We start from the raw sequence: 20,271 nt of genomic DNA, 5'->3' as shown, positions 1-20,271 counted from the left end.
GGGCCCGGTCGGCATCTGCCGACCGGGCCCCTCCGTTTCCGCCGCTCGGTGCCGTCCTACTTCTTGATCTTGACCAGGGTGCCCGGCGCGCTGACCGCCGGCGTGGAGGCCGTACCGGCGAAGCTCCAGCGCCAGTAGCCCTCGGCCGTGGTCTTGGTGGTGGTGGTCTTCAGGGTGCCGGTGCTGGAGCCCTTGACCGTCTTGATGGTGGTGTAGGTGGAGCTGCCCTTCTTACGGAACTGGAGCTTCACCGGCTGGCCCGCGTAACCCGCGTTCTTGCCGGTCTCCCAGTTCGCGCGGGACAGCTTGCCCGTGACGGTGAGGGTCTTGCCCTTCTTCACCGGCTTCGGCGTCGCGGTGACGGTCAGCTGCGAGGCGCGCTGGAACTTGACGGTGCCGGCCTTCTCCTTCTCCGCGGAGTCGGCGCTGTTGGCGACCACATAGGTGGCGACGTTCCAGTTCTTGGCCTCGTTGTTGAAGAGGTATCTCGCCTCGGCCTTGGCCGTGTACGTGCAGTTCGACGTGGTGGCACTGACCGCCTTGCAGACGGGCTCGTCCTCTTCAGGAAGGATGATGTTGGTGATGGAGTCGAGCTTCGCGCCACCGGTCCAGAGGTACGAGAGCGTCCAGTAGATGCCGGACGCGTGGCTGACGGTGTAGGAGACCGACACCTTCTTGCTGCCGGTGGCACCCAGCACGACGGGCTTGCCGCCGTTCACCACGACCTTGGTGACCTTCGGCGCGGTGTCGGCCGTCTTGACCGTCTTGGCCGCCGTGCCCGCCAGGGCACCCTTCGGCGCGGCGGAAGGAGCGGCGGCGACGCGGTCCCGGAACGACGATTCGATGGAACGGGCCAGCTCGGCGCTGTCCTGGCGGGAGTCCGCCGCGTGCGACACGGGCACGGCGAGAGCGGACAGGACCAGAGCACCGGAAACAGCGGCGACGGCGGCACGCGTACGCATGTACTTCCCCCTGTGAAAAGGGCCCCCTCGGCGCATCGTCCACCGCGGCCGGGCCCGAAATGTCATCGGACCCGCAGAAGCGCGGATCCAACCGACCAGACCACGCGCACACGTGAATGGTTGTACAAAATTATGAAGTAATTGCGAAGATCGTCTGCGCGAGCCGAGCACGGGACGACGCGCGAGACGAGGAACGAGGCGACGTACGAGACGAGGAACCAGGCCACGTACGGCGGGACGTACGGCGGGACGGAGCCGCCCCCGCCGAAACCGAGGCGTGGGTCCGGTCTGGGTCCGGCTTGGGCCCCCGAAGTGGGCCCACGGGCCCTTCGGTTGGGGCGGACGCGTACCTAGTGTGCCGATATACGCGCCGCGGTTGGGGGGCTGGGCCGACATCGTCAGCGATTCGGCGAAAGGTATTTCGTTGTTGGACTCCAAGGGCCTCGCGCTCCGGACAGGCGTTCCCGCGCATCGCTGGGAGTTGCCGCGATCACTCGCCGTGACGCGCCTCCTGCTGTATCTGATGTTCTTCCTCACGCTGCTCGGTGGCATCGGCGTACTCAACTCGCTGCTGGAACTGGGCAGTCGTGTCACCCAGACGCTCACCCTGGCGGCGCTGTACGCCATGGCCCCGGGCGTCGCCGCGGTGATCCTGGCGCGGCGCCTGTGGACCGGCGGCGCGGTGGTCAGGTACGCGCTGATCGGCCTCCAGGCGTGGCTGCTGATCGCCAGCGTCGTCAATCTGTACCTGGGTTCGGTGCGCGGTATCAGCCAACTCCTGCTGCCGGGCGCGCTGCTCGCGCTGGTCAGCATGGGAACCAGCCGCTCCTGGTTCGAACTCCCCGCGGACCGGCGGGCCGTAAGGCCACGCTGGACGCGTGAACAGCTGCGCCGGGAGGCGCTCCCGTCGATTCCGCACCTGATCGGGTGGCGCCGGAATCGCGGTCAGTCGACGGTCGAGTACGTGGGCCTGATCGGTCTGGTCGCCCTGATCATCGGCACGCTCGTCTTCAGCGGCGTGGGGACCCAGATCTCCGGCGGCCTCCAGACGGCCGTCTGCAACGTCCTCGGCGGCGACTGCTCCAACGACCAGGGCACCGGGGGCGGTGGCGGCGCTGGTGGTGGTACTGGTGGTGGTACTGGTGGTGGCGAAAACGGTGGCACAGGCGGTACCGGCGGTACCGGCGGTACCGGCGGCAGCAACAGCGGTGGTGACAACGGGGGCGGTGACTCCGGCGGTGACTCGGGCGGTGACTCCGGCGGTACCTCGGGCGGCAGCTCCAGCGGTGGTGCCTCCGGAGGCGATGCCTCCGGCGGGAATTCCTCCGGCGGGAATTCCTCCGGTGGTAGCAACGGCACTGCGACCGGGGGTGCTTCGGGCGGCTCCAACTCCGGTGGCTCCAGCTCTGGTGGCTCGTCGGGCGGTTCCAGCTCCGGCGGCTCGTCCGGCGGATCGAGTTCCGGCGGCAGCAACGGTGGAAACGATGACGACGACGGGGGCGCTGCTGTAGGCGGCGCTTCGGGCGGCTCCAGCAGCGGCGGTTCCAACTCGGGTGGCTCCAACTCGGGTGGCTCCAGTTCCGGCGGCAGCAGCAACGGCGGGTCCAGCTCCGGCGGGTCCAGCTCCGGCGGGAGCAACGGCGGGAACGACAACGGCGGCAGCGCGGCGGTAGGCGGAGCCTCCGGCGGCTCCAGCGGCGGCAGCAGCTCCGGCGGTAGCAGCAGCGGTGGCGCTTCGGGTGGGTCCTCCTCCGGTGGCAGCAGCGGTGGATCATCGGGCGGTTCGTCCGGTGGCTCCAGCTCGGGCGGCTCGTCGGGTGGCAGCTCCGGGGGCTCCAGCTCCAGCGGCGGCAGCAGCGGTGGCTCGTCCGGCGGTTCCAGCTCCGGCGGCTCCTCCGGCGGATCCAGCAGCGGTGGCTCGTCCGGCGGATCCAGCTCCGGCGGCTCCTCCGGCGGGAGCAGTAGCGGCGGTTCCAGCTCCGGCGGATCCAGCAGCGGTGGCTCGTCCGGCGGCTCCAGCTCCGGCGGCTCCTCCGGCGGCTCCAGCTCCGGCGGCTCCTCCGGCGGCTCCAGCTCCGGTGGCTCCTCCGGCGGCTCCAGCAGCGGTGGCTCCTCCGGCGGCTCAAGCTCCGGCGGCAGCAGCAGCGGCGGTTCCAAGTCCGGCGGCTCGACCGGCGGTGTCGACTGCTGGCCGGTCATGGCGCCCTGGGGCATGACGCAGAACTGCCGGGACACAGGCAGCAGCGGCGGCTCGTCCGGCGGGAACGACGACAAAGACAAAGACAAAAATGATGACGATGACGAGAAGGACGACAAGAAGGACGACAAGAACGACTGCCTGAACGGCACCAACGTCGCGTTCTCCGGCAGCGTGGTCACAGGCGCGGCCGGCACCGGCCGCTACACACTCGCCGCCTCGGCCGGGGCCCGTACCCGCGTGGTCGCCGGGCGGATGGACGGCCGTGGCGTCACGTACGCGGCCGGTCCCGGGCCCTCTCCGATGGACCTGATGGCGGCGGTGTCCGGAGCCTCCATCGCCGGTGTCGACACGTACCAGAACGTGAATGACAGGATCTCGAACGCTCTCGGTCTCACCGACGAGCCGAAGCCGCCGCCGGAGCCCAGGCCGAAGCCGAAGGACGACGACAACGACGACGACAAGGACAAGGACAAGGGCGGGGACGACAAGGAGGGACCTGGCGACGGCTCCAAGGAGGGCGGCAAGGGCGGGAGCTGCTCCGATGCCGAGAACGACCCGATGCGCGCTCTGGACGACGTCCCCGACTATCGGCCGGGTATCCAGCAGAGCAAGGACTGGGCGAAGGAGGTCGAGGAGATCGCCAAGAAGAACCCCTTGACCGAGGACCTGACGGCGGAGGACGCCTGGGTCATCGCCAAGTACACCGGGAGCTGGGCCTCCGACCTCAACAAGTACCTCCGGGGCGGCAAGGTGCCCGGATCGTTCCACGACCCGTCCGCCAAGGTTGATCTGATGGACGATGCACTGAGCCACCTCCCGCCGGTCCCCGACCTCACCGTCTACCGGGGAACGTTCATGCCGGACAACATCCTCCAGCAGCTCCTGGACGGTGACCCGGTCACCTTCCCCGAGTACCTGAGCACGTCCACCGACCTCGGCAAGGCGGAGACCGCCCTCGGCCGGGCCAACGGAGGCGGCATGAAGGGCGAGAAGGTCCTGCTCGAAATCGAAACCAGCAACGGCCGCAACGTCGACCCCCTCTCCCGCTACCGGGGCAAGGAATCCGAAGTACTCATCCCGCGCGACGGCAAGTTCGAGATGACCAGCGTCGAAACCCGCGTCATCGACGGGAAGGAAGTCAAGGTCGTCAAGGTGAAGCAGACCGGCTGACCCCCCGCGCAGAGCTACGCGAGCCCTGCGCGAGCCCGGTACAGGCCCTGTACAGGCCCTGTGCGGCGTGGACCGGAAGGTCACGTCGCACAGGGCCCGCGTATTGCGGCGACGGCCGACCCGCCGTCAGTCGAAGCCAGTCGAAGTCAGTCGAACCAGCGGTCCCGCGCCAGCTCCTCCGTCCGTGACAGGTCCTCCAGCAGCGCCGCCACCTCGAACCGCCTCGGCCACTGGCCCGCCGCCCACGCCAGGCCCGCCGCCACGCCCTCCAGGGTGGCCGCGTGCAGCACCCCGTCCGGCGTCCTGCGCCAGTCCAGCTCGACGCCGCCCGCGCGCAGCTCCTCGTGCTCGACGTACGTCTCCGGGGCGTCCGCGCCCAGCAGCGCGCGGACCGGCTCCGGGACGGTGTGCTCCTCGCCGTCCGTGGTCACCTCGGCCGGGACCGTCCCGCTCAGCCGCCGCACCTGGAGCAGCTCCGCCAGCTCCGCGTACCGCGTCGGGGCCACCGGCAGCAGCGGCACCCCGGCCGCCAGCGGCAGCAGGTCGGGCGCGTCGGCGATGACGGCGTCCGCCGCGTCGGCCACCCGTACCGTGCCGTCCACCACGACGCGGAGTTCGTCCGGGAGCGTCACCTCGTCCGGGTCGAGGTCGGCGAGCGCCGTGTAGAGCGCGTGCAACTGCCCCGACGTCACCTCGCGTTCCGGGTCGGCGAGCCGGCCCAGCAGCTCCGCCGCGCCGCCCGGCTCGTCGAGGAGCGCGGCGACGGAGGTCCGTACGCCCAGGGCGCGCAGCACCTGGGTGTCCTCGAAACCGGTCGCGTCCACCGCGTCGTACAGCCCCGCCAGCAGCGGATCGCCGCCCTCGGCGCGCAGTCCGGCCGGGCGTCGGCCGTCGAGTACGGGATGGTCGCGCAGCCACCACGCGGTGTACGAGCGGACGCTCTCCGTCGTGCCGTCCGGCAGCAGCACCCGTACGGGCTGGATCAGCGCGTCCCGCAGCGGCGGGCGGGCCAGCAGCGCCAGCGCCCTCGGCCAGGCGTCGTCGTCGACCAGGTCCAGGTCCCGGACGGCCACGATCTCCGTGGCCACCGGCGGTACGGGCCCTTCGGGCAGCCGGTCGAGCGCGTCCTCGCACCACACGTCGACGGCGTCGAGCAGCCCGGCGTCGTCCGGTTCGGCGAAGTCGCTGTCGCGGGGCTCCAGTTCGTCGGGGTCGAGGACGACGTCCGTGGCCCGTACGAGCGCGAAGTCGGCCAGCACCCCACAGGCGGCGAGGGGCTGTTCACCCCAGCGCTCGGCCAGTTCCGCGTCACAGAAGGCGAGTTCGTCGGCGCGCAGCACGGAGGCGAACGCGCTGCCCGGCAGCACGAGTTCCCCGGCGGGCGCCTGCTCGCCGTCCTCGTCCGGCAGGGCGAGCGCGCCGAGCCAGGGCTCGTCGCCGGGTTCGAGTGCCGCGTCGCGTACGAGAGTCAGGACGAGTTCGGCCAGCTCCTCGGCGTCCGGCGCGGCGGACTCGGCCAGGCCGTCGTCCCACGCCTCCTCCGCGTCCAGCGAGGCCGCGACCGCCGCCCGTACCTGAGGGGTCGTCAGGACGGCGCGCGGAGTGGCGGGCAGGGCGCCCAGCTTCTCCAGGAGGGGGTGGGCGGCCTCGGCGTGCGCGACCTTGAGGCCGAGACGGGCCAGGTCGCGGCCGGTGTCGTCGGCACCCTCGGTGCCGGGCAGCGGCAGCAGTACATGGCGCGGTCCGATCGTCGTGCGCCCGTTGGCGAGCGGCACGGGCAGCCCGGAGAGCCGCTCGGGGTCGACGCCCGCGAGGGACTCGTACAGCCGCCGCCACCAGGCGGGCGGGCGTTCGGCCCCGGCGATGCGCTCGATGGCGTCGCCGAGCGGGAGTCGGCCGACGCCGAGGGTGCGCAGCTGCGTACGGCGTTCGAGCCCGGCGGGCAGGAGGGTGGGGAGCACCTCGGCGAGTACGCGTACGGTCTCGGCACCGGCGTCCTCGACGACCTCGGCCTCGAAGGGGCGCAGCGCGGCGGGCCCTGCGCCGTCCTCGGTGTCGGCTCCTTCGGCGCCGTTCTCGGCGTCGGCTCCCTCGGTACGGTTCTCGGCGCCGGTTCCCTCGGCACCGGCTCCCTCGGCACCGGGGGCGACGGCCGGGACGAGGAAGGCGACGCGCGGCAGCCGCTCCAGGATCGCGGCCCGCAGCCGTCCGTCCAGCTCACCCTTGCCGAGCGGGCCGGGGACGAGGTCGATCGTGCCGATGGAGCGGGGCTCCCAGTCGCCGAGCAGCTCCGCGTACGCGTCGGCCGCCTTCTCGACCAGGAAGTCCGTGAGCGGTCCTGGCGCGGGGTGGCGCCGGGTGGTGTCCAGCGGCAGCGAGGCGATCAGCAGGGCGGGCACGCCGAGCGGCTCGTCCGTGGGCGTCGGGGCGTGTACGACGGGCGCGGTGCGCGGCCGGTCCGGCGCGCCCGCGCCGTCCACCGGGACGGCCCAGGTCACGGACCAGTGCGGGCGCAGCCGCTCCTCGACGGGCCGCCCTTCGAGGAGGGCGGGGTCGGTGGGGCCGCTGTGGCTGACGACGCGCCAACGGCGGGTGGCGGCGGGCGTCGCGGCGGGCGCCGCGGTGGCCGGGGCCGCGACCGGGGCCGCGACCGGGCCGGAGTCCTCGACGGTGACGTACGGGCCGTCCTGGGAGCGGCGCAGGGTCCGTTCGCCCTCGGGGGTCTCGATGACGATCTCGGCGAGTCCGGGCAAGGTCAGCAGCAGCGCGTCGTCCACGCCGTCGAGCAGCCGTTCGGCCAGAGCCGTGGCGGCGGCGTCGCGCAGCGGCAGGACGACGACCGTGTCGTACCCGTCGGGCGCCGTGCCCTCGGCGGGCAGCGGCAGCCGCAGCAGCGGTACGTGGCCGTCCCTGCGCCGCAGCTCGTCGCCGAGGCCGGGGCTCGCCTGTGCGGGCCCGGCGGCCAGCTCGCGGGCCTCGGCGAGCGACCAGCGGACGCCGCCGTGCCGCCCGATGACGGCGGGCTCGTCGCTGACCGCGAGGACGGCGGCGAACCCGACGCCGAACCGTCCGACGGCCGCCTCGTGCCCCTCCCGCTTGGCGGAGGCGCGCAGCGTGGAGAGCGACTCGACGCCCGCCGCGTCGAGGGGCGCGCCGGTGTTGGCGGCGGCGAGGACGGCGGGGCCCTCGGCGGTCCCGGGACGCAGGGTCAGCCGGAGCCGGCCGGGCACGGCGGCGCGGGCGGCGGCGTCGGCGGCGTTCTGCGCCAGCTCGACGACGAGGCGGTCGCGGTAGCCGCCGAGCGCGAGGTCCTCCTCCGCGTTGGCGTCCTCCCGGAACCGCGCGGGACTGGCCCCCCACGCGTCCAGCACCCCTCGCCGCAGCCGCGCCGTCCCGAACGGGTCGGCCCCCTCGGTCGTACTGCCGCTCACGCCGCCCACGCCGCTCACCCTGTGGCTCCGCTCTGTCCGCTGCTGTCCGCCCGCCGGTCGTACGTGCGGGCCCGAACGTACCGCGAGGCGCCGTCCGGCGGGGGCGCGGGCTCGCCTCCGGGGCGGGACCGTGGCCGTCCTGGGCCGGGCCCGGTGCGAACAGTGCCGGGGCCCGGGGCACTCCGGAGGCGCATGTCCGGACGGCGGGCTGTGCCGGTCCCGGGGGGTGCGGGCTGTTCGGCCCGTGCCGGGGCCCGGGGTCGCATCCCAACCACCCGGCGACCAGGGGCCGGTGGGAGCGTCCGCACGCCTGAGTCGATTCCATGGGATCCGGTTGCCCGGAAGGCGCTCGATATTGCACAGGATTTACGTTGCCCGGCGCATTCCTCAAGTTACGCTCAGGTGCCTATTTTCTGCTTGACGTGTGCATACTCCCTGCATAGCGTCCAGTCCGTTGGCCGCCACGGGGGCGGTTCGGGGAAAGGCGACCAATGGGCATCGCACGGAAAGTTGTCATCGCTTCCGCAGCCTCAATGCTGTTGTGTATCGGGATGACGGGAACCGCTGTCGCGGAATCCAGTCAATCGGGAAAGACCGCGGATGCGACCTCACCGGATCCCGTGGTGAACGAAGACGCGGACATCAACGACCCTGCTGACTACATCGAGGGAGTCGAAACCCCGGTATCCGAAAAGAGCCCGACCAGGTGTGACGGTCCGCAGACCTGGATCAGCATCACCAGTAAGTCCGCTTACCACGTACCTGCTTGGTGGAACGGCACCAAATACAAGGACGGACCCGGGGGCACGATGTCGGTCAGTGTGACCAAGTCGGGCACCATCTCGGCCGAGATGACAGTCGGATCCGAGGCCGAGATGAACGCGGTGATCGCGAAGGCCAAGGTCTCCGTCAGCGGCAAGATCGGCGCGAGTGTCGGGATCACCACCGGCCACACTTACTCGCACGACATCGGAAAGAAGAAGTACGGACACCTCCAGTACGGATCATGGGGCTACAAGGTCTCGTGGAAGAAGTACCGTGCACAAGGAAACGGCTGTGGCGCGGGGACCGTGATCGCGAGCGGAAAAGCCACCCTTCCCACCAAGGAAGTCGGATGGAAGTACTGGGAGACTTCGTCATGAGTACGTCTCAACCGCGTTTGAGTCAGCGGACGATGCTGCTGGGATGCACCGCGCTCTGCTCTCTCCTCCTGGTCTCCTGCACGTCCGGCCAGGACAATCGGCCCAAGGGGGCCGCCTCGTCGGCTTCGAGCAGCGCGCACGCACCGTCCCAGCAGCGAACCGAGAAGAAGCTGGCCGCCGAGGCGCGCACCGCGGTTGACGGCACAGCGGTGGAGGAGAAGCTGGTCGAATCAGGGGTGGAGCGTGTCCCGGACGGAGTTCGTTCGGAGCCGTTCCTTCACGAGAAGGACGAATACCGGCTGACGGTGGCATGCGCGGGCGACGGAGACGTGAGGATCACCTTCACTCCCGCGGTCGGTATCGCTACAAAGTCCCTTCCCTGCGACAGGTCCGTCGTGTCCGAGCGGTTCGTCGCTCCTGGGTCGGTACGCCTCGACATCACGGGCGGGCAAGGGGCGTCGGGAATGATCGCCTGGAGGATCAGCAAGATCTGAGGTCGCGCGACCGCCTCCCGCGCCGAGGAGGCTACTCGGGCGGCGGGGTCAGGATGAGGGGCCAGTCCTCGCCCGACCGGAGGGCCGCCAGGGCTTGTTCCAGCGGGGTGGCGGCGGGGAGCGTGAGGACGGCGGTCAGGTCGAGGGCCTGTTCGTACGCTTCCGCCGAGCAACTCGTCATCACTGAGAGTGCGTTCGGTGAGGCGACCGACTGCCGCCTGTTTCTGCGCCGCCACCTCGCCGCGCGGCACAGCAGCACGGACGTCTATCCGTCCAGGTAGAGCAGCGCGGTAATCGTCTTCTTGCACACATCGCAGTGCATCGGGGCTTCGATGCTGGCCAGATCGCATTCGATGGACGTGATGCGGTCCACGACCCCGGTGGCTGCCTCATCCCGCCAGGCTTCATTCCACCGAGAAGTGTTGTCCTGGAGCTGGGAAACGTAGCCACGTGTCATCTCGTAGAACGCCCGGACGCCGTGATCCTTCATGTAGCCCCAGTTGAATTCAAGGCTGCGGAGCACTACAGGGAACGGGTGGAGAGCTTGAGTTCGGCCCCACGTCTCCAGTACATCCTGGACATCCAGCCTGGCGGCTCGCCCGTCCAGGACTTCCCACATACCAGAGGCGTCGTAGTCGCCGAGTACCTGATCGAGGATGCCCGCACAGCGACGAAGGTTCGCCTTCTTCGCTGCGAACACCCGGGACACCTCGGCATGTGTCTCAGCCGTGGATTCCTTGCGTACCTTCGTGATGGCCCGGGTGAGTTCTGTGCTGAGTGCAGCCTCGTCACACAGTGAGTCGCCGAAGCTGAGCCACGGGTCCGGAAACCCTTGCTCAGCCGTTATCTGAAAGATGCGGTCGCCTTGCGTTCCCATCCACTGCTCCTCGGAACGAGTCGGCAGCGAAACAGGTCCGCTGCATGTCAACTGGACTGTGCGCACCGCCGGGAGAGTTCTTCGGCGGCCTGATCGAAGGGAACCTGGACCTGTTCGCCACTGACCATGTCCCGCAGCGTGACCGTTCCGGCCTCACGTTCGGCCGCGCCGTAGATCACACAGAATCGGGCCCCCTGGTCACTGGCCCACTTCATTTGTTTGGCGAACTTCCCGCTTGACCCGAGGTAGACACCTGTCCGAACTCCAGCGCGACGGATTTCGGCCGCTACACGGAAGCTGTCCGTAGCCTGTTCTTCGCCCATCACCGTGACGGCAACCTCGATCTGCGCGTACGGCGTCTCCTCCGCCTGAGAGAGCAGAGGCAGGATGCGTTCGATGCCCAGCGACCCACCGCAGGCAGGGGAGTCCTTGCCACCGAGACGGCCGATGAGGCCGTCGTACCGGCCTCCGGACGCGATCGACCCGGGCACACCGGGTGCGACCACTTCGAAGATGACGCCGGTGTAGTAGTCGAGTCCGCGTACCAGGTTCGGGGTGAATCCGATCCGTTCGGCCGGGATCGTGTCCTTGGTCAGTTCCAGAAGCTGGTCGACCTCGGCCAAGCCGGCCTGGCCGGTCTCGCTGGACTTCAGCCGAGCCCGGACGCGCTCGACGGAATCGGGCGCGGTGAGATCGTCGACCAGGCCCTGTGCGGTCTTCCGCGACAGCCCCCTACCGGACACCAGCTCGCTCACCACTGCTTCGGGCGAGAGCTTGTCCAGCTTGTCGAGCGTGATCAGGGCACCGGAACCAAGCTCGTCCGGAACCTCGTACGCCTCCAGCAGACCGAACAGGGCGTGCCGGGAGTTCACGAGGAAACGGAACTCCGGCACGCCGAGTGCGTCGAGCGCGTCGTGCAGTGCGACGACGACCTCGGCGTCCGACAGAGGTGAGGACGACCCCACGATGTCCAGGTCGCACTGGACGAACTCACGGAACCGCCCCTTGCCGGGGCGGTCCGCCCGCCATACGGGGGCGATGGCGTACCGCTTGTACGGCGAGGGGAGCTGACTGCCGTAAGCCGCTGCCGCACGGGCAAGGGGGACGGTGAGGTCGTAGCGCAGGGCAAGGTCGGCCTCTCCGGTGGCTTCGTGCTCGCCGCGCCGGAGGATCTTGAAGATGAGCTTGTCGCCCTCGTCTCCGTACTTCCCGGTGAGGACGTCCAGCCGTTCGAACGCCGGTGTCTGGAGCGGCTGGAACCCGTACCGGGCGAATACGGTGCGGATGATAGCAAACGCGCGCTCGCGCCCCTCATACTCGGCGGCGAGAAAATCGCGGGTCCCGGATGCCGGGTCGAACTGCTTCGAGGAGGCCATGGGTGTCATGGTCCCGGACGTCGATGGCCGAGGCAAAACGCCCGTGCGGGAGCCCCAAGTATGGCGGGCGGGGAAGGGCGCGTCGGAGGGGGTGCGTGTCCGGACGTAAAGCGTGATGTGTGCCGCTGGACGAGACCCGCGGATACGGTCGGCCCGCACGCGGCGTAAATCGTGCGGTCCGGGCGCGTGCCCCCGGAGGGGCCCGGCGACAACCCGCACGTGCGGACCGGGCTCAGCCCAAGACGAACCGTGCCCCCAGCCGGAATGCTACGAGTGGCCCAGGTCCTCCGACGTGTCGTCCTGCGCCGCCGGTACCGAGCCGCTGTCCGGGGCCGGGCGCAGTGGGAAGGCGTCCGTGCCGATCGAGTCCAGGACGGGGGGCGGCGGGCGCAGCGGCTTGGGCATGACGGCGGCCTCGGAGTGGCCGCCGCAGCCGTACGCGAGCGAGACCACGCGGCCGTCGGCCGGGGAGAACTCGTTCGCGCAGACGCCGAACGCCTGGCGCAGCGAGCCCGCCAGGGGCAGCAGGAAGCCGCAGGAGACGCAGGGGGCGGGCGCCGCCTGCGCCATGGGGGTCTTGGCGCCGAAGGACTCGTCCCAGCGGTCGGCGGCGATGTGCAGGCCGTAGCGCGACAGGACGCGCGCCCGGCGCATGCCCAGTTCCTCGGCGACGGCCGCGATCGTGCCGCGCGCGGGCACGGCCGGTGCGGTCGGCACGGAAGCGGCAGCAGCGGCGGCGGCCGGAGTTCCGGGCTTCGGCTGACCGTCGGTCAGGTCGACGGGCTCGGCGTCCTCCGTCAGCTCCGGGTACGCCAGCGGGGCCAAGGCGCCCGCGGCTCCCGTGCCGCCCTCCGGGCCCTCCTGGCCGGTCAGGTCGGCGGGGGCGCCGTCCTCGTCGTCGACGCCCGCGTAGCCCGGTTCCAGGCGCAGATCGTCCGCCTCGGTCGGCAGCAGATCGCCGGGGCCCATGTCGCCGGGGCGGAGCCGTTCGCTCCACGGCACCCATTCGGGGGCCAGCAGGGAGTCCGGGCCGGGCAGCAGGACCGTCTCGTCGAGGGTGACGACCTTCGCGCGGGAGGCCCGCGCGACCGTCACCGCCCAGCGCCAGCCCCGGTAGCCCATCTCCTTGCACTCGAAGAAGTGGGTGACGACCCGGTCCCCGTCCGCCACCGCCGAGACATGTTCCCCCACGACACCGGGCGCGGCCGCCTCTTCGGCAGCCGACCGGGCGAGGTCTACCGCCTCGGCGCACAGACGGTCGGGGGTTCGGCTTCGCGTCGTCGCAGCACTCACAGGTCTCGCTTCTCTCCTACGCCGTCTCACGGGTGCGCCGGCCGATTCGCGATGACACGAGCCGCGGGCGGAGCGGACCAGAGGGCCGCATCGACGTCCACGCCCGATGTCTCCTCGGGCACACCTTTCCTCATCCATTCTGCGGGATGACGAAGAGGCGCGCGGCCGAGAACAACCGCCGGTGGCGCGCTACGCACGCTACCCCCTCCGCCGCCCCCCGCCCACCTGCACGCCGCCTTTCCGGTACTTCGGGGCACACCGCAACCAGGCCGTAACCCTGTGGTCAAGGGGCGAGGGACTATTCGGACCCGCTCAGGACAGTTTTCGGGCGCGTCATCCCGTACGGGCTCCCTCCGGGTTCCGCACGAGTCCCGCACGGGTCCCCTACGGGTGCCGTACGGGTGCCGTACGAGTGCCGCACGACCGCGACGCGCCGGAGACGCGCCGGAGACGCGCCGTCCCGCCTTGGCCGGGATCGGTTCGAGCCACTCGGGGTTGGGGCACTATGGCGGGGTGGCAGCCGCGAGGTCGTCCGACCGAGACGCAGTGGGCCCGCTCCGGAAGACCGGACGGGCCCTCAGCCGTGCGGTGCGGCTGCCGTTCACCGCCTCCGCGCGGGGAATCAGGAAGGCGACCAACGCGCACGGCGCGGGCGAGTCGGGCCTCGGGAAGCTGATCGAGCTGCACGCCGTGAACGGCGCGGGCGATGTCATGATCACGATCGCGCTGGCCTCGACCGTCTTCTTCTCGGTCCCGACGGACGAGGCGCGCGGGCGCGTCGCCCTCTACCTCGCCATCACCATGGCCCCCTTCACCCTCCTCGCGCCGGTCATCGGCCCGCTGCTGGACCGCCTCCCACACGGCCGCCGCGCCGCGATGGCCGGGGCGATGCTGACCCGGGCGGTGCTCGCCGTCCTGATGTCGACGGCCGTCGTCACGGGCGGCCTGGAGCTGTATCCGGCCGCGCTCGGCGTGCTGGTCGCCTCGAAGGCGTACGGGGTGGTCCGCAGCGCGGTGGTCCCCCGTCTGCTGCCGCCGCGCTTCTCGCTGGTACGGGCGAACTCCCGGGTCACCCTCGCCGGGCTGCTGGCCACCGGCGTCGCGGCCCCGATCGGCGCCGGGCTGCACCACCTCGGCCCGCGCCTGCCGCTCTACGGCGCCTGCCTGATCTTCCTGGCCGGTACGTTCCTGGCGTTCACGCTGCCGCACAAGGTGGACTCGGCGAAGGGCGAGCGCAGGGCGCGGCTGGTCCCGGTGCCGGCCGCCGTCAGCGACCGGGTGCGGGGCAGGGCGAACGTGAAGGGCAGGGCGGCGGGCAAGGACCGGCGGCCCACGCTGCGTACCGTCGGCCCGTCCGTCCTGCACGGCCTCCAGGCGAACGCCACCCACCGCGCCCTGTCGGGTTTCCTCATCTTCTTCCTCGCCTTTCTGCTGCGCGAACACCCGCTCACCGGCCAGAGCGAGGCCGTCTCCCTGGGCATCGTCGGCGTGGCGGCCGGGGCGGGCAACGCGCTGGGGACGACGGTGGGCGCCTGGCTCAAGGCGCGCGGCCCCGAGGTGATCATCGCCACGATGCTGGGGATCGCCCTGACGGCGGCGGTGCTGGCGGCGCTGCTGTTCGGCGGCGTGATGATGGCCGTGCTGTGCGCGGTCGCGGGCTTCTCCCAGGCGCTGTCGAAGCTGTCGCTGGACGCGGTGATCCAGCGCGACGTCCCGGAGCAGGTGCGCACCTCCGCCTTCGCCCGCTCCGAGACGCTGCTCCAGATGGCGTGGGTGGTGGGCGGGGCGATCGGTATCGCGCTGCCGCTCAACGGGGTGCTGGGGATGTCCGTCGCCGCCGGGCTCGTCGCGCTCGGCTCGCTCACGGCGGTACGGGGGCTGGTGCGCGCCGCGAAACGCCCCACCGGATATCCGCGCGTGGCGTGAGCGTCGTGCGGCGGTGTGGCGGTGCGGCGGTGTAGCAGTGCGGCGGTGTGAGAGGGCGTGGGCGGGTCCCCGCGCGAGGCCCTGCGCGGGTTCGGTGCGGGAGCCGGTGCGGGGCCCACGTGCGAGGTCGCGGCGACAGCCGGGACACAGCCCGGACACCGGCCCGGACAGCCGCCCGGACACCGGCCCTTACGACGGCCCGGGGGCGGCTCGCCGTACCCCCTCGCCGCGCCGCGGCCGGCGACCGATAGCCTTCGGCCCATGACCGTTGCGTTCTTCTCCGGTAGGTCCCGCCGCGCCGGCGCCGTCCTCGGCGCGGTGTCCGCCGGGCTCCTCGTCCTCGCCGCCTGTGACAAGCCGACGCCGATCGCCACCGTGACGGTCGGCGACAACTCGGTCAACACCGAGGCGACCTGCTACAACGACGGCAAGGCCATCAAGGAAGCCGACATCCAGCCCTGCCTCAACAAGAAGGCCACGAAGACCGTCGAGGCGTCGATGGACGACCGGCTGCGCTTCGGGGTCGACCCGGAGATCGCCGACCACGGCTGGACGATCTTCGTCAACGGCCAGCAGGCCGAGCAGGAACCGTACAAGAAGACGTACCGGTCCATCTCGGCCAGCGCCTTCCTGTCCTCCGGTCAGAGCCAGACCGGCCAGACGGAGCCCGCCCCGGACAGCGTCCAGATCAGCATCGTCGAGACCTCGGGCAAGTCCCTGACCGGCATCTGGCACTTCGAGCTGAAGAAGTCGTCCTGACCCCCGGACGCCCCTCCCCGCCCGGACCCTGAGAACGCCCTGAGAGGCCCGCCATGCGTGTGCTTGTGGTGACCGCCGTGGCCGCGGAGGCCGACTCCGTCGCCGCCGGGCTCGCCCGGTACGCCGCCTCCGGGGTACGGGAACTGACGGGCGGGTACGAGATCGCGGGCCACGCCCAGTACACGCCCAGGCCCGGGTCCGTGCAGATACCGGTGGTGGACGTCCTCGCGGGCGGGGTCGGCCCGGTCGCGGCGGCCGTCGCGACGGCGACGGCGCTCGCCTCCTCGCCGTACGACCCCCCGTACCACCTGGTGATCTCGGCCGGTATCGGCGGCGGCTTCCAGCCCCACGCGCCCGTCGGCTCGCTCGTGGTGGCCGACTCGATCGTCGCGGCGGACCTCGGCGCGCAGAGCCCCGAGGGGTACGTCCCGGTCGAGGAACTGGGCTTCGGGCGCGGCACGCACCAGCCCGCGGCGGGCCTCTCGGCCCGGCTGGCGGAGGTCCTGGACGCCGATCCGCGGATCCGGGCGGTCCTCGCGCCCGTCCTCACCGTCTCCACCGTGACCGGCACCGCCGCCCGCACCGCCGAACTGACGGGCCGTCATCCACGGGCGGCCGCCGAGGCGATGGAGGGCTTCGGCGTCGCCGAGGCCGCCGCCGCCCACTCCGTGCCGTGCGCCGAGATCCGCGCCGTCTCCAACGCCGTCGGTCCGCGCGACCGCGACTCCTGGCAGATCGGCCGGGCCCTGGACGCGCTGCGCTACGCCTTCACGCTGCTCACCCCCGTATTCGAGGAGCCGTCATGACCTCGCCGACCGCGTCCGCCGCGTCCGCCGCGTCCCCCGCGCGCGCCCTGCAGATCGCCTACTCGCCCTGCCCGAACGACACCTTCACCTTCGACGCCTGGGCCCACGGCCGGGTGCCGGGCGCGCCGGATCTCGACGTCACGTTCGCGGACATCGACCTCACCAACGGCATGGCGGAGCGCGGCGAGTTCGACGTGCTGAAGGTCTCGTACGCGGTGCTGCCCTGGGTCCTGGACGAGTACGCCCTGCTGCCCTGCGGCGGCGCGCTGGGCCGGGGCTGCGGGCCGCTCGTCCTGACCAAGGAGGCGGGTGCGGATCTGACCGGCAGGACCGTCGCCGTACCGAGCGAGCGCTCCACGGCGTATCTGCTCTTCCGCCTCTGGGCTGCGGACGTCGTCCCCGGCGGGGTCGGCGAGGTCGTGGTGATGCCGTTCCACGAGATCATGCCCGCGGTCCGTGACGGCAAGGTGGACGCGGGGCTCGTCATCCACGAGGCGCGCTTCACCTACCAGGACTACGGGCTGCACTGCCTCGCCGACATGGGCGAGCACTGGGAGTCCACCACGGGCCTGCCGATCCCGCTGGGCGCGATCATCGCGAAGCGCTCGCTGGGCGGTGAGGTGCTCCAGCTGCTGGCCGAGTCGATCCGCCGGTCGGTCCGGATGGCCTGGGACGACCCGGAGACCTCGCGTCCGTACGTCCTGGAGCACTCCCAGGAGATGGATCCGTCGGTCGCGGACCAGCACATCGGCCTGTACGTGAACGAGTTCACCGCGGACCTGGGTCCCGACGGTTACGCGGCCGTGCGCGGACTGCTCACGCGGGCGGCGGCCGAGGGACTGGTACCGCCCCTCGACCGGAACGCGCTGCGGTTCGTCTGAGGACCGGCCGCGCGGGCTACGGCGTCAGCACGAGGCCGCGCGGCTACGGCGTCAGCACGAGGCCGCGCGGGCTACGGCGTCAGCACGATCCGGCCGAACACCTCGCCCGCGGCCATCTTCCGGTGCGCCAGTACGGCCCGCTCCAGCGGCAGCACCTCGTGGACGACCGTCCGCAGCTCGCCCCGGGACGCGGCGGCGAACTGCTCGGTCCGCACCGCCCGCCCGGCGGATCCCGGCACGGTGGCGGCGCTGAAGGTGGCGAACGACATCGACTTCTGGAACGCCGCCATCATCCGCGTACCGAAGTCCGCCGGAGGCTGGCCCGCGACCGCGCCGACGACCACCATGCGGCCGTTCGGGTTGAGCCGGTCGAAGAAGGCGGGCAGGCTCGCACCGGCGACGACGTCGATGATCACGTCGTACCCCGAGGGGGCGCCCCGGTCCTCGCCTGCTGCGCCGCCACCGCCGCCGCCTCCCTCGCCCGACCGGTCCAGCACATGGGTCGCGCCCAGCTCGCGCAGGCGCTCGCCGCGCTCGGCCGACGAGGTCGTGACCGCCACCGCACCTGCGCCGCCCCGGGCGGCGAGCTGGACCGCCATGATCCCGATGCTGCCGGCCGCGCCGCGCACCAGCACCGACTCGCCGGGCGCGAAGTGGGCGTGGGCGAGGCCGAAGTGGGCCACGACGCCGGATCCGCCGAGCGTCACCGCGTCCACGGCGGACAGCCGCGCGGGGAGCGGGAGGATCTCCTCGACCCGGGCGGTCGCCTGCTCGACGTAGCCGCCGCCCGTACCGGTGAACGCCCATACGGACCGGCCGACCCACGACGGGTCGACGCCGTCGCCGACCGCCGTCACGACGCCCGCGACCTCGCTGCCGGGGACATGGCCCTCCACGAAGCCGTAGGCGGCCAGAGCGCCGCTGCGGAGCACGGCGTCGACGCCGCCGACGCCGATCGCCTCGGTGGCGATCAGCACCTGACCCGGGGCGGGGAGGGGAGCGGGAAGGTCGACGACGGCCAGACCTTCGGGGCCGCCGAACGTCCGGATCACGACCGCCTTCATGGCCGCCCCCGTCGGCTGCGCCTGCTGCCGTGCCGTCGGCTGTCGCGTCGGCCGTGCCGCCTGCGGTGCCCGCTGCTCTGCCGCCTGCCGTGCCTGCTGCTCTGCCGCCTGCTGTGCCTGCTGCTGTGCCGCCTGCGGTGCCTGCTGCTGTGTCTGCTGCTCTGCCTGCTGCTGTCGCGTCTGCGGTGAGGGCTTCATGCCGTCGGACGCTAACGGACACACCCGTCCATTTGGCTAAAGTGAGAGCGTGACCGACCACTTGCCTCACACCCTGCGCTCCGACGCCCAGGACAACCGCGAACGGATCCTCGACGCGGCCCGTGCCCTGTTCGCGGCCCGGGGCCTGGACGTGCCGATGCGGGAGATCGCCCGGCACGCCGGAGTCGGGCCCGCCACCCTGTACCGGCGTTTCCCGACCAAGCAGACGCTGGCCACCGAAGCCTTCGCGGACGAGCTGCTCGCGTGCCGCGCGATCGTCGACGAGGGGCTCGCCGACCCGGATCCGTGGCGCGGGTTCTGTCACGTGATCGACAGGACCTGTGCACTGCACGCGCGCAACCGCGGCTTCACCGACGCCTTCATGTCGGCCTTCCCCGGCGCGCTGGACTTCACGGCCAGCCGTGCGCACACACTGAAGTCCACCGCGGAGCTGGCCCGCCGCGCCAAGGCCGACGGCCGGTTGCGCGCCGACTTCGTCCTGGACGACCTGATCCTCGTGATCATGGCCAACAGGGGGCTCCACACGACGTCGACGCCCGCCGGGGTCGCGGCGTCGCGGCGCTTCGCCGCCCTCGCGATCCGGGCGTTCCAGGCGCCTCCGTAAAGGCTCCCGCAGCGGCTTGCGCGAAAGCCCCCCGCGGAGGCGGGTGCCGGGCCTCAGACGTCCAGTTGGTCGGCCACCGCGCGCAACAGGCCCGCGATCTTGGCGCCGTGCACCTTGTCCGGGTAGCGGCCACGCTCCAGCATCGGCGTGATGTTCTCCAGCAGCGTCGTCAGGTCCTGGACGATCGAGGCCAGCTCGTCGGGCTTACGGCGCTGGGCGGCGGCGACGGAGGGCGCGGGGTCGAGGACGGTCACCGAGAGGGCCTGGTCACCGCGTTGGCCCGCCACGACGCCGAACTCCACACGCTGGCCGGGCTTGAGCGCGTCGACTCCGGTGGGCAGAACCGACGAGTGCACGAAGACGTCGCCGCCGCCGTCACGGGAGAGGAAGCCGAAGCCCTTCTCGCTGTTGAACCACTTGACCTTGCCGGTAGGCACGTCTGTCCTCGTCCTCGTACTCGTTGGGGCGCTGGCGCGCGCGAAATCGGCTCTGCATAGCGCTGAAGCGGGTCCACCGACCCGCCGATACCAAGGCTAATGGTCCAGGGGCTGGTGACAAGACGTCGCCGGTCGGTTCCTTTCCGCTGTTGTCGGCAGGGAACTACCCTGGTGGCGTGACTGCTACTCCTGCACCCCGCACGACGGACGAGACCGGCCCCGGCGACGGGCTGGTCCGTATCGGCGCGATCGTCTTCATCGTGGGCGCGGTCGCCACGCTCATCACCGTGGCGCCGCTGTTCCTCGGCTCCGACCCCTTTCCGCCCGTCGCCTATCTCGTCTGCATGCTGATGGGCGCCGGCTTCGCGATCGCGGGGGCGGGGGTGCTGCGGTCGATCGGCGCGCAGCGGCGGCTGGCCAAGTCGTCCGCCGGGCCTTCCTGAGCCCCGGGAATCTCCACCGGAGCCGGGCGTACCGGAGGCGCCCCCCCCTGGGGCCCCGGGAATCTCGACCGGACTCCAGCCGTCCCAGAGGCGCTCCCCCCCCTGGGCCCTGTCTGGCAGACAGCGCCCGTCCGCCCGCGGGGCGGGAGGCGGTTTCGCGCTCCCGCCGCTCCCGCCGCTCAGGCCG

At 71.6% G+C, this 20,271-nt stretch carries 17 protein-coding genes; 9 read left to right on the top strand and 8 right to left on the bottom strand.

Annotated elements, in window-relative coordinates; genetic code table 11:
• Positions 1 to 56: 56 nt before the first annotated feature.
• The gene (locus tag DVH02_RS05955; protein WP_114622629.1) at positions 57 to 962 is read right to left on the bottom strand and encodes a DUF5707 domain-containing protein; all 906 of its coding nucleotides are present in this window, start codon (positions 960 to 962) and stop codon (positions 57 to 59) included.
• A 499-nt stretch (positions 963 to 1,461) separates the two neighbouring features.
• On the opposite strand from DVH02_RS05955, the gene DVH02_RS05950 reads away from it, so the two are divergent.
• Complete coding sequence (locus DVH02_RS05950; RefSeq protein WP_114622628.1) at positions 1,462 to 4,332, top strand: ADP-ribosyltransferase; 2,871 nt, start codon at positions 1,462 to 1,464, stop codon at positions 4,330 to 4,332.
• Between the two features lie 146 nt (positions 4,333 to 4,478).
• Here the strand turns inward: DVH02_RS05950 and DVH02_RS05945 are convergent, their stop codons facing one another.
• Positions 4,479 to 7,763: a sacsin N-terminal ATP-binding-like domain-containing protein gene (locus DVH02_RS05945; protein ID WP_114622662.1), complete on the bottom strand. Its 3,285-nt coding sequence runs from the start codon at positions 7,761 to 7,763 to the stop codon at positions 4,479 to 4,481.
• A 491-nt stretch (positions 7,764 to 8,254) separates the two neighbouring features.
• Between DVH02_RS05945 and DVH02_RS05940 the strand changes: the two genes are divergently transcribed.
• Together DVH02_RS05940 and DVH02_RS05935 are read left to right on the top strand one after the other, a co-directional pair.
• Complete coding sequence (locus DVH02_RS05940; RefSeq protein WP_233518058.1) at positions 8,255 to 8,905, top strand: hypothetical protein; 651 nt, start codon at positions 8,255 to 8,257, stop codon at positions 8,903 to 8,905.
• A complete protein-coding gene (locus DVH02_RS05935) occupies positions 8,902 to 9,399 on the top strand; it encodes a hypothetical protein (RefSeq protein ID WP_147286009.1) in 498 nt (165 codons plus the stop codon). Before DVH02_RS05940 ends, DVH02_RS05935 begins: the two co-directional genes overlap by 4 nt.
• Before the next feature lie 31 nt (positions 9,400 to 9,430).
• Here DVH02_RS05935 and DVH02_RS35055 read toward each other — a convergent pair whose 3' ends face one another.
• The 4 genes from DVH02_RS35055 to DVH02_RS05920 all read right to left on the bottom strand — a co-directional run bounded on the left by DVH02_RS35055 (position 9,431) and on the right by DVH02_RS05920 (position 12,945).
• Positions 9,431 to 9,580, bottom strand: coding sequence for a hypothetical protein (locus DVH02_RS35055; protein ID WP_158575843.1), 150 nt, complete (start codon positions 9,578 to 9,580; stop codon positions 9,431 to 9,433).
• 84 nt (positions 9,581 to 9,664) lie between these two features.
• A complete protein-coding gene (locus tag DVH02_RS05930; RefSeq protein WP_114622626.1) occupies positions 9,665 to 10,276 on the bottom strand; it encodes a hypothetical protein in 612 nt (203 codons plus the stop codon).
• Positions 10,277 to 10,323: 47 nt separating this feature from the next.
• Positions 10,324 to 11,652 carry a histidine--tRNA ligase gene (hisS, locus tag DVH02_RS05925; protein ID WP_114622625.1) on the bottom strand — a complete coding sequence of 443 codons (1,329 nt, stop codon included), beginning with the start codon at positions 11,650 to 11,652 and terminating at the stop codon, positions 10,324 to 10,326.
• Positions 11,653 to 11,919: 267 nt separating this feature from the next.
• Positions 11,920 to 12,945, bottom strand: coding sequence for a DUF3027 domain-containing protein (locus tag DVH02_RS05920; RefSeq protein WP_114622624.1), 1,026 nt, complete (start codon positions 12,943 to 12,945; stop codon positions 11,920 to 11,922).
• A 513-nt stretch (positions 12,946 to 13,458) separates the two neighbouring features.
• Between DVH02_RS05920 and DVH02_RS05910 the strand changes: the two genes are divergently transcribed.
• The 4 genes from DVH02_RS05910 (at position 13,459) to DVH02_RS05895 (ending at position 17,317) form a co-directional block, all read left to right on the top strand.
• On the top strand, positions 13,459 to 14,871 hold the full coding sequence (locus tag DVH02_RS05910) for an MFS transporter (protein ID WP_114622623.1): 1,413 nt from the start codon (positions 13,459 to 13,461) through the stop codon (positions 14,869 to 14,871).
• A gap of 261 nt (positions 14,872 to 15,132) precedes the next feature.
• Positions 15,133 to 15,630 carry a DUF2771 domain-containing protein gene (locus DVH02_RS05905; RefSeq protein ID WP_114622622.1) on the top strand — a complete coding sequence of 166 codons (498 nt, stop codon included), beginning with the start codon at positions 15,133 to 15,135 and terminating at the stop codon, positions 15,628 to 15,630.
• 53 nt (positions 15,631 to 15,683) lie between these two features.
• On the top strand, positions 15,684 to 16,436 hold the full coding sequence (locus tag DVH02_RS05900; protein ID WP_114622621.1) for a futalosine hydrolase: 753 nt from the start codon (positions 15,684 to 15,686) through the stop codon (positions 16,434 to 16,436).
• Positions 16,433 to 17,317, top strand: a complete 885-nt coding sequence (locus tag DVH02_RS05895) for a 1,4-dihydroxy-6-naphthoate synthase (RefSeq protein ID WP_114622620.1) — start codon at positions 16,433 to 16,435, stop codon at positions 17,315 to 17,317. Before DVH02_RS05900 ends, DVH02_RS05895 begins: the two co-directional genes overlap by 4 nt.
• A gap of 71 nt (positions 17,318 to 17,388) precedes the next feature.
• On the opposite strand, the gene DVH02_RS05890 is transcribed toward DVH02_RS05895, so the two are convergent.
• Positions 17,389 to 18,381 (bottom strand): zinc-binding dehydrogenase, encoded by a 993-nt coding sequence (locus DVH02_RS05890; RefSeq protein WP_114622619.1) that lies wholly within the window; start codon positions 18,379 to 18,381, stop codon positions 17,389 to 17,391.
• Positions 18,382 to 18,628: 247 nt separating this feature from the next.
• Here DVH02_RS05890 and DVH02_RS05885 point away from each other — a divergent pair, with 247 nt between their 5' ends.
• Positions 18,629 to 19,204, top strand: coding sequence for a TetR/AcrR family transcriptional regulator (locus DVH02_RS05885; protein WP_114622618.1), 576 nt, complete (start codon positions 18,629 to 18,631; stop codon positions 19,202 to 19,204).
• Positions 19,205 to 19,257: 53 nt separating this feature from the next.
• Here DVH02_RS05885 and DVH02_RS36915 read toward each other — a convergent pair whose 3' ends face one another.
• Positions 19,258 to 19,641 carry a cold-shock protein gene (locus tag DVH02_RS36915; RefSeq protein WP_114622617.1) on the bottom strand — a complete coding sequence of 128 codons (384 nt, stop codon included), beginning with the start codon at positions 19,639 to 19,641 and terminating at the stop codon, positions 19,258 to 19,260.
• 176 nt (positions 19,642 to 19,817) lie between these two features.
• On the opposite strand from DVH02_RS36915, the gene DVH02_RS05875 reads away from it, so the two are divergent.
• Positions 19,818 to 20,084, top strand: a complete 267-nt coding sequence (locus tag DVH02_RS05875; protein WP_114622616.1) for a hypothetical protein — start codon at positions 19,818 to 19,820, stop codon at positions 20,082 to 20,084.
• Positions 20,085 to 20,271 lie beyond the last annotated feature (187 nt).

Source organism: Streptomyces corynorhini (assembly GCF_003346515.1).
Lineage (GTDB): Bacteria > Actinomycetota > Actinomycetes > Streptomycetales > Streptomycetaceae > Streptomyces > Streptomyces corynorhini.
The sequence above is the reverse complement of the archived record's forward strand: the minus strand, read 5'-3'. Positions and strand labels throughout refer to the sequence as shown.

Excerpts from the sequence above, each read along its gene's own strand:
- DVH02_RS05955 (WP_114622629.1), bottom strand. The coding sequence starts at position 962 with ATGCGTACGCGTGCCGCCGTCGCCGCTGTTTCCGGTGCTCTGGTCCTG.
- DVH02_RS05940 (WP_233518058.1), top strand. The coding sequence starts at position 8,255 with ATGGGCATCGCACGGAAAGTTGTCATCGCTTCCGCAGCCTCAATGCTG.
- DVH02_RS05935 (WP_147286009.1), top strand. The coding sequence starts at position 8,902 with ATGAGTACGTCTCAACCGCGTTTGAGTCAGCGGACGATGCTGCTGGGA.
- DVH02_RS35055 (WP_158575843.1), bottom strand. The coding sequence starts at position 9,580 with ATGACGAGTTGCTCGGCGGAAGCGTACGAACAGGCCCTCGACCTGACC.
- DVH02_RS05930 (WP_114622626.1), bottom strand. The coding sequence starts at position 10,276 with ATGGGAACGCAAGGCGACCGCATCTTTCAGATAACGGCTGAGCAAGGG.
- hisS (WP_114622625.1), bottom strand. The coding sequence starts at position 11,652 with ATGGCCTCCTCGAAGCAGTTCGACCCGGCATCCGGGACCCGCGATTTT.
- DVH02_RS05905 (WP_114622622.1), top strand. The coding sequence starts at position 15,133 with ATGACCGTTGCGTTCTTCTCCGGTAGGTCCCGCCGCGCCGGCGCCGTC.
- DVH02_RS05900 (WP_114622621.1), top strand. The coding sequence starts at position 15,684 with ATGCGTGTGCTTGTGGTGACCGCCGTGGCCGCGGAGGCCGACTCCGTC.
- DVH02_RS05895 (WP_114622620.1), top strand. The coding sequence starts at position 16,433 with ATGACCTCGCCGACCGCGTCCGCCGCGTCCGCCGCGTCCCCCGCGCGC.
- DVH02_RS05890 (WP_114622619.1), bottom strand. The coding sequence starts at position 18,381 with ATGAAGGCGGTCGTGATCCGGACGTTCGGCGGCCCCGAAGGTCTGGCC.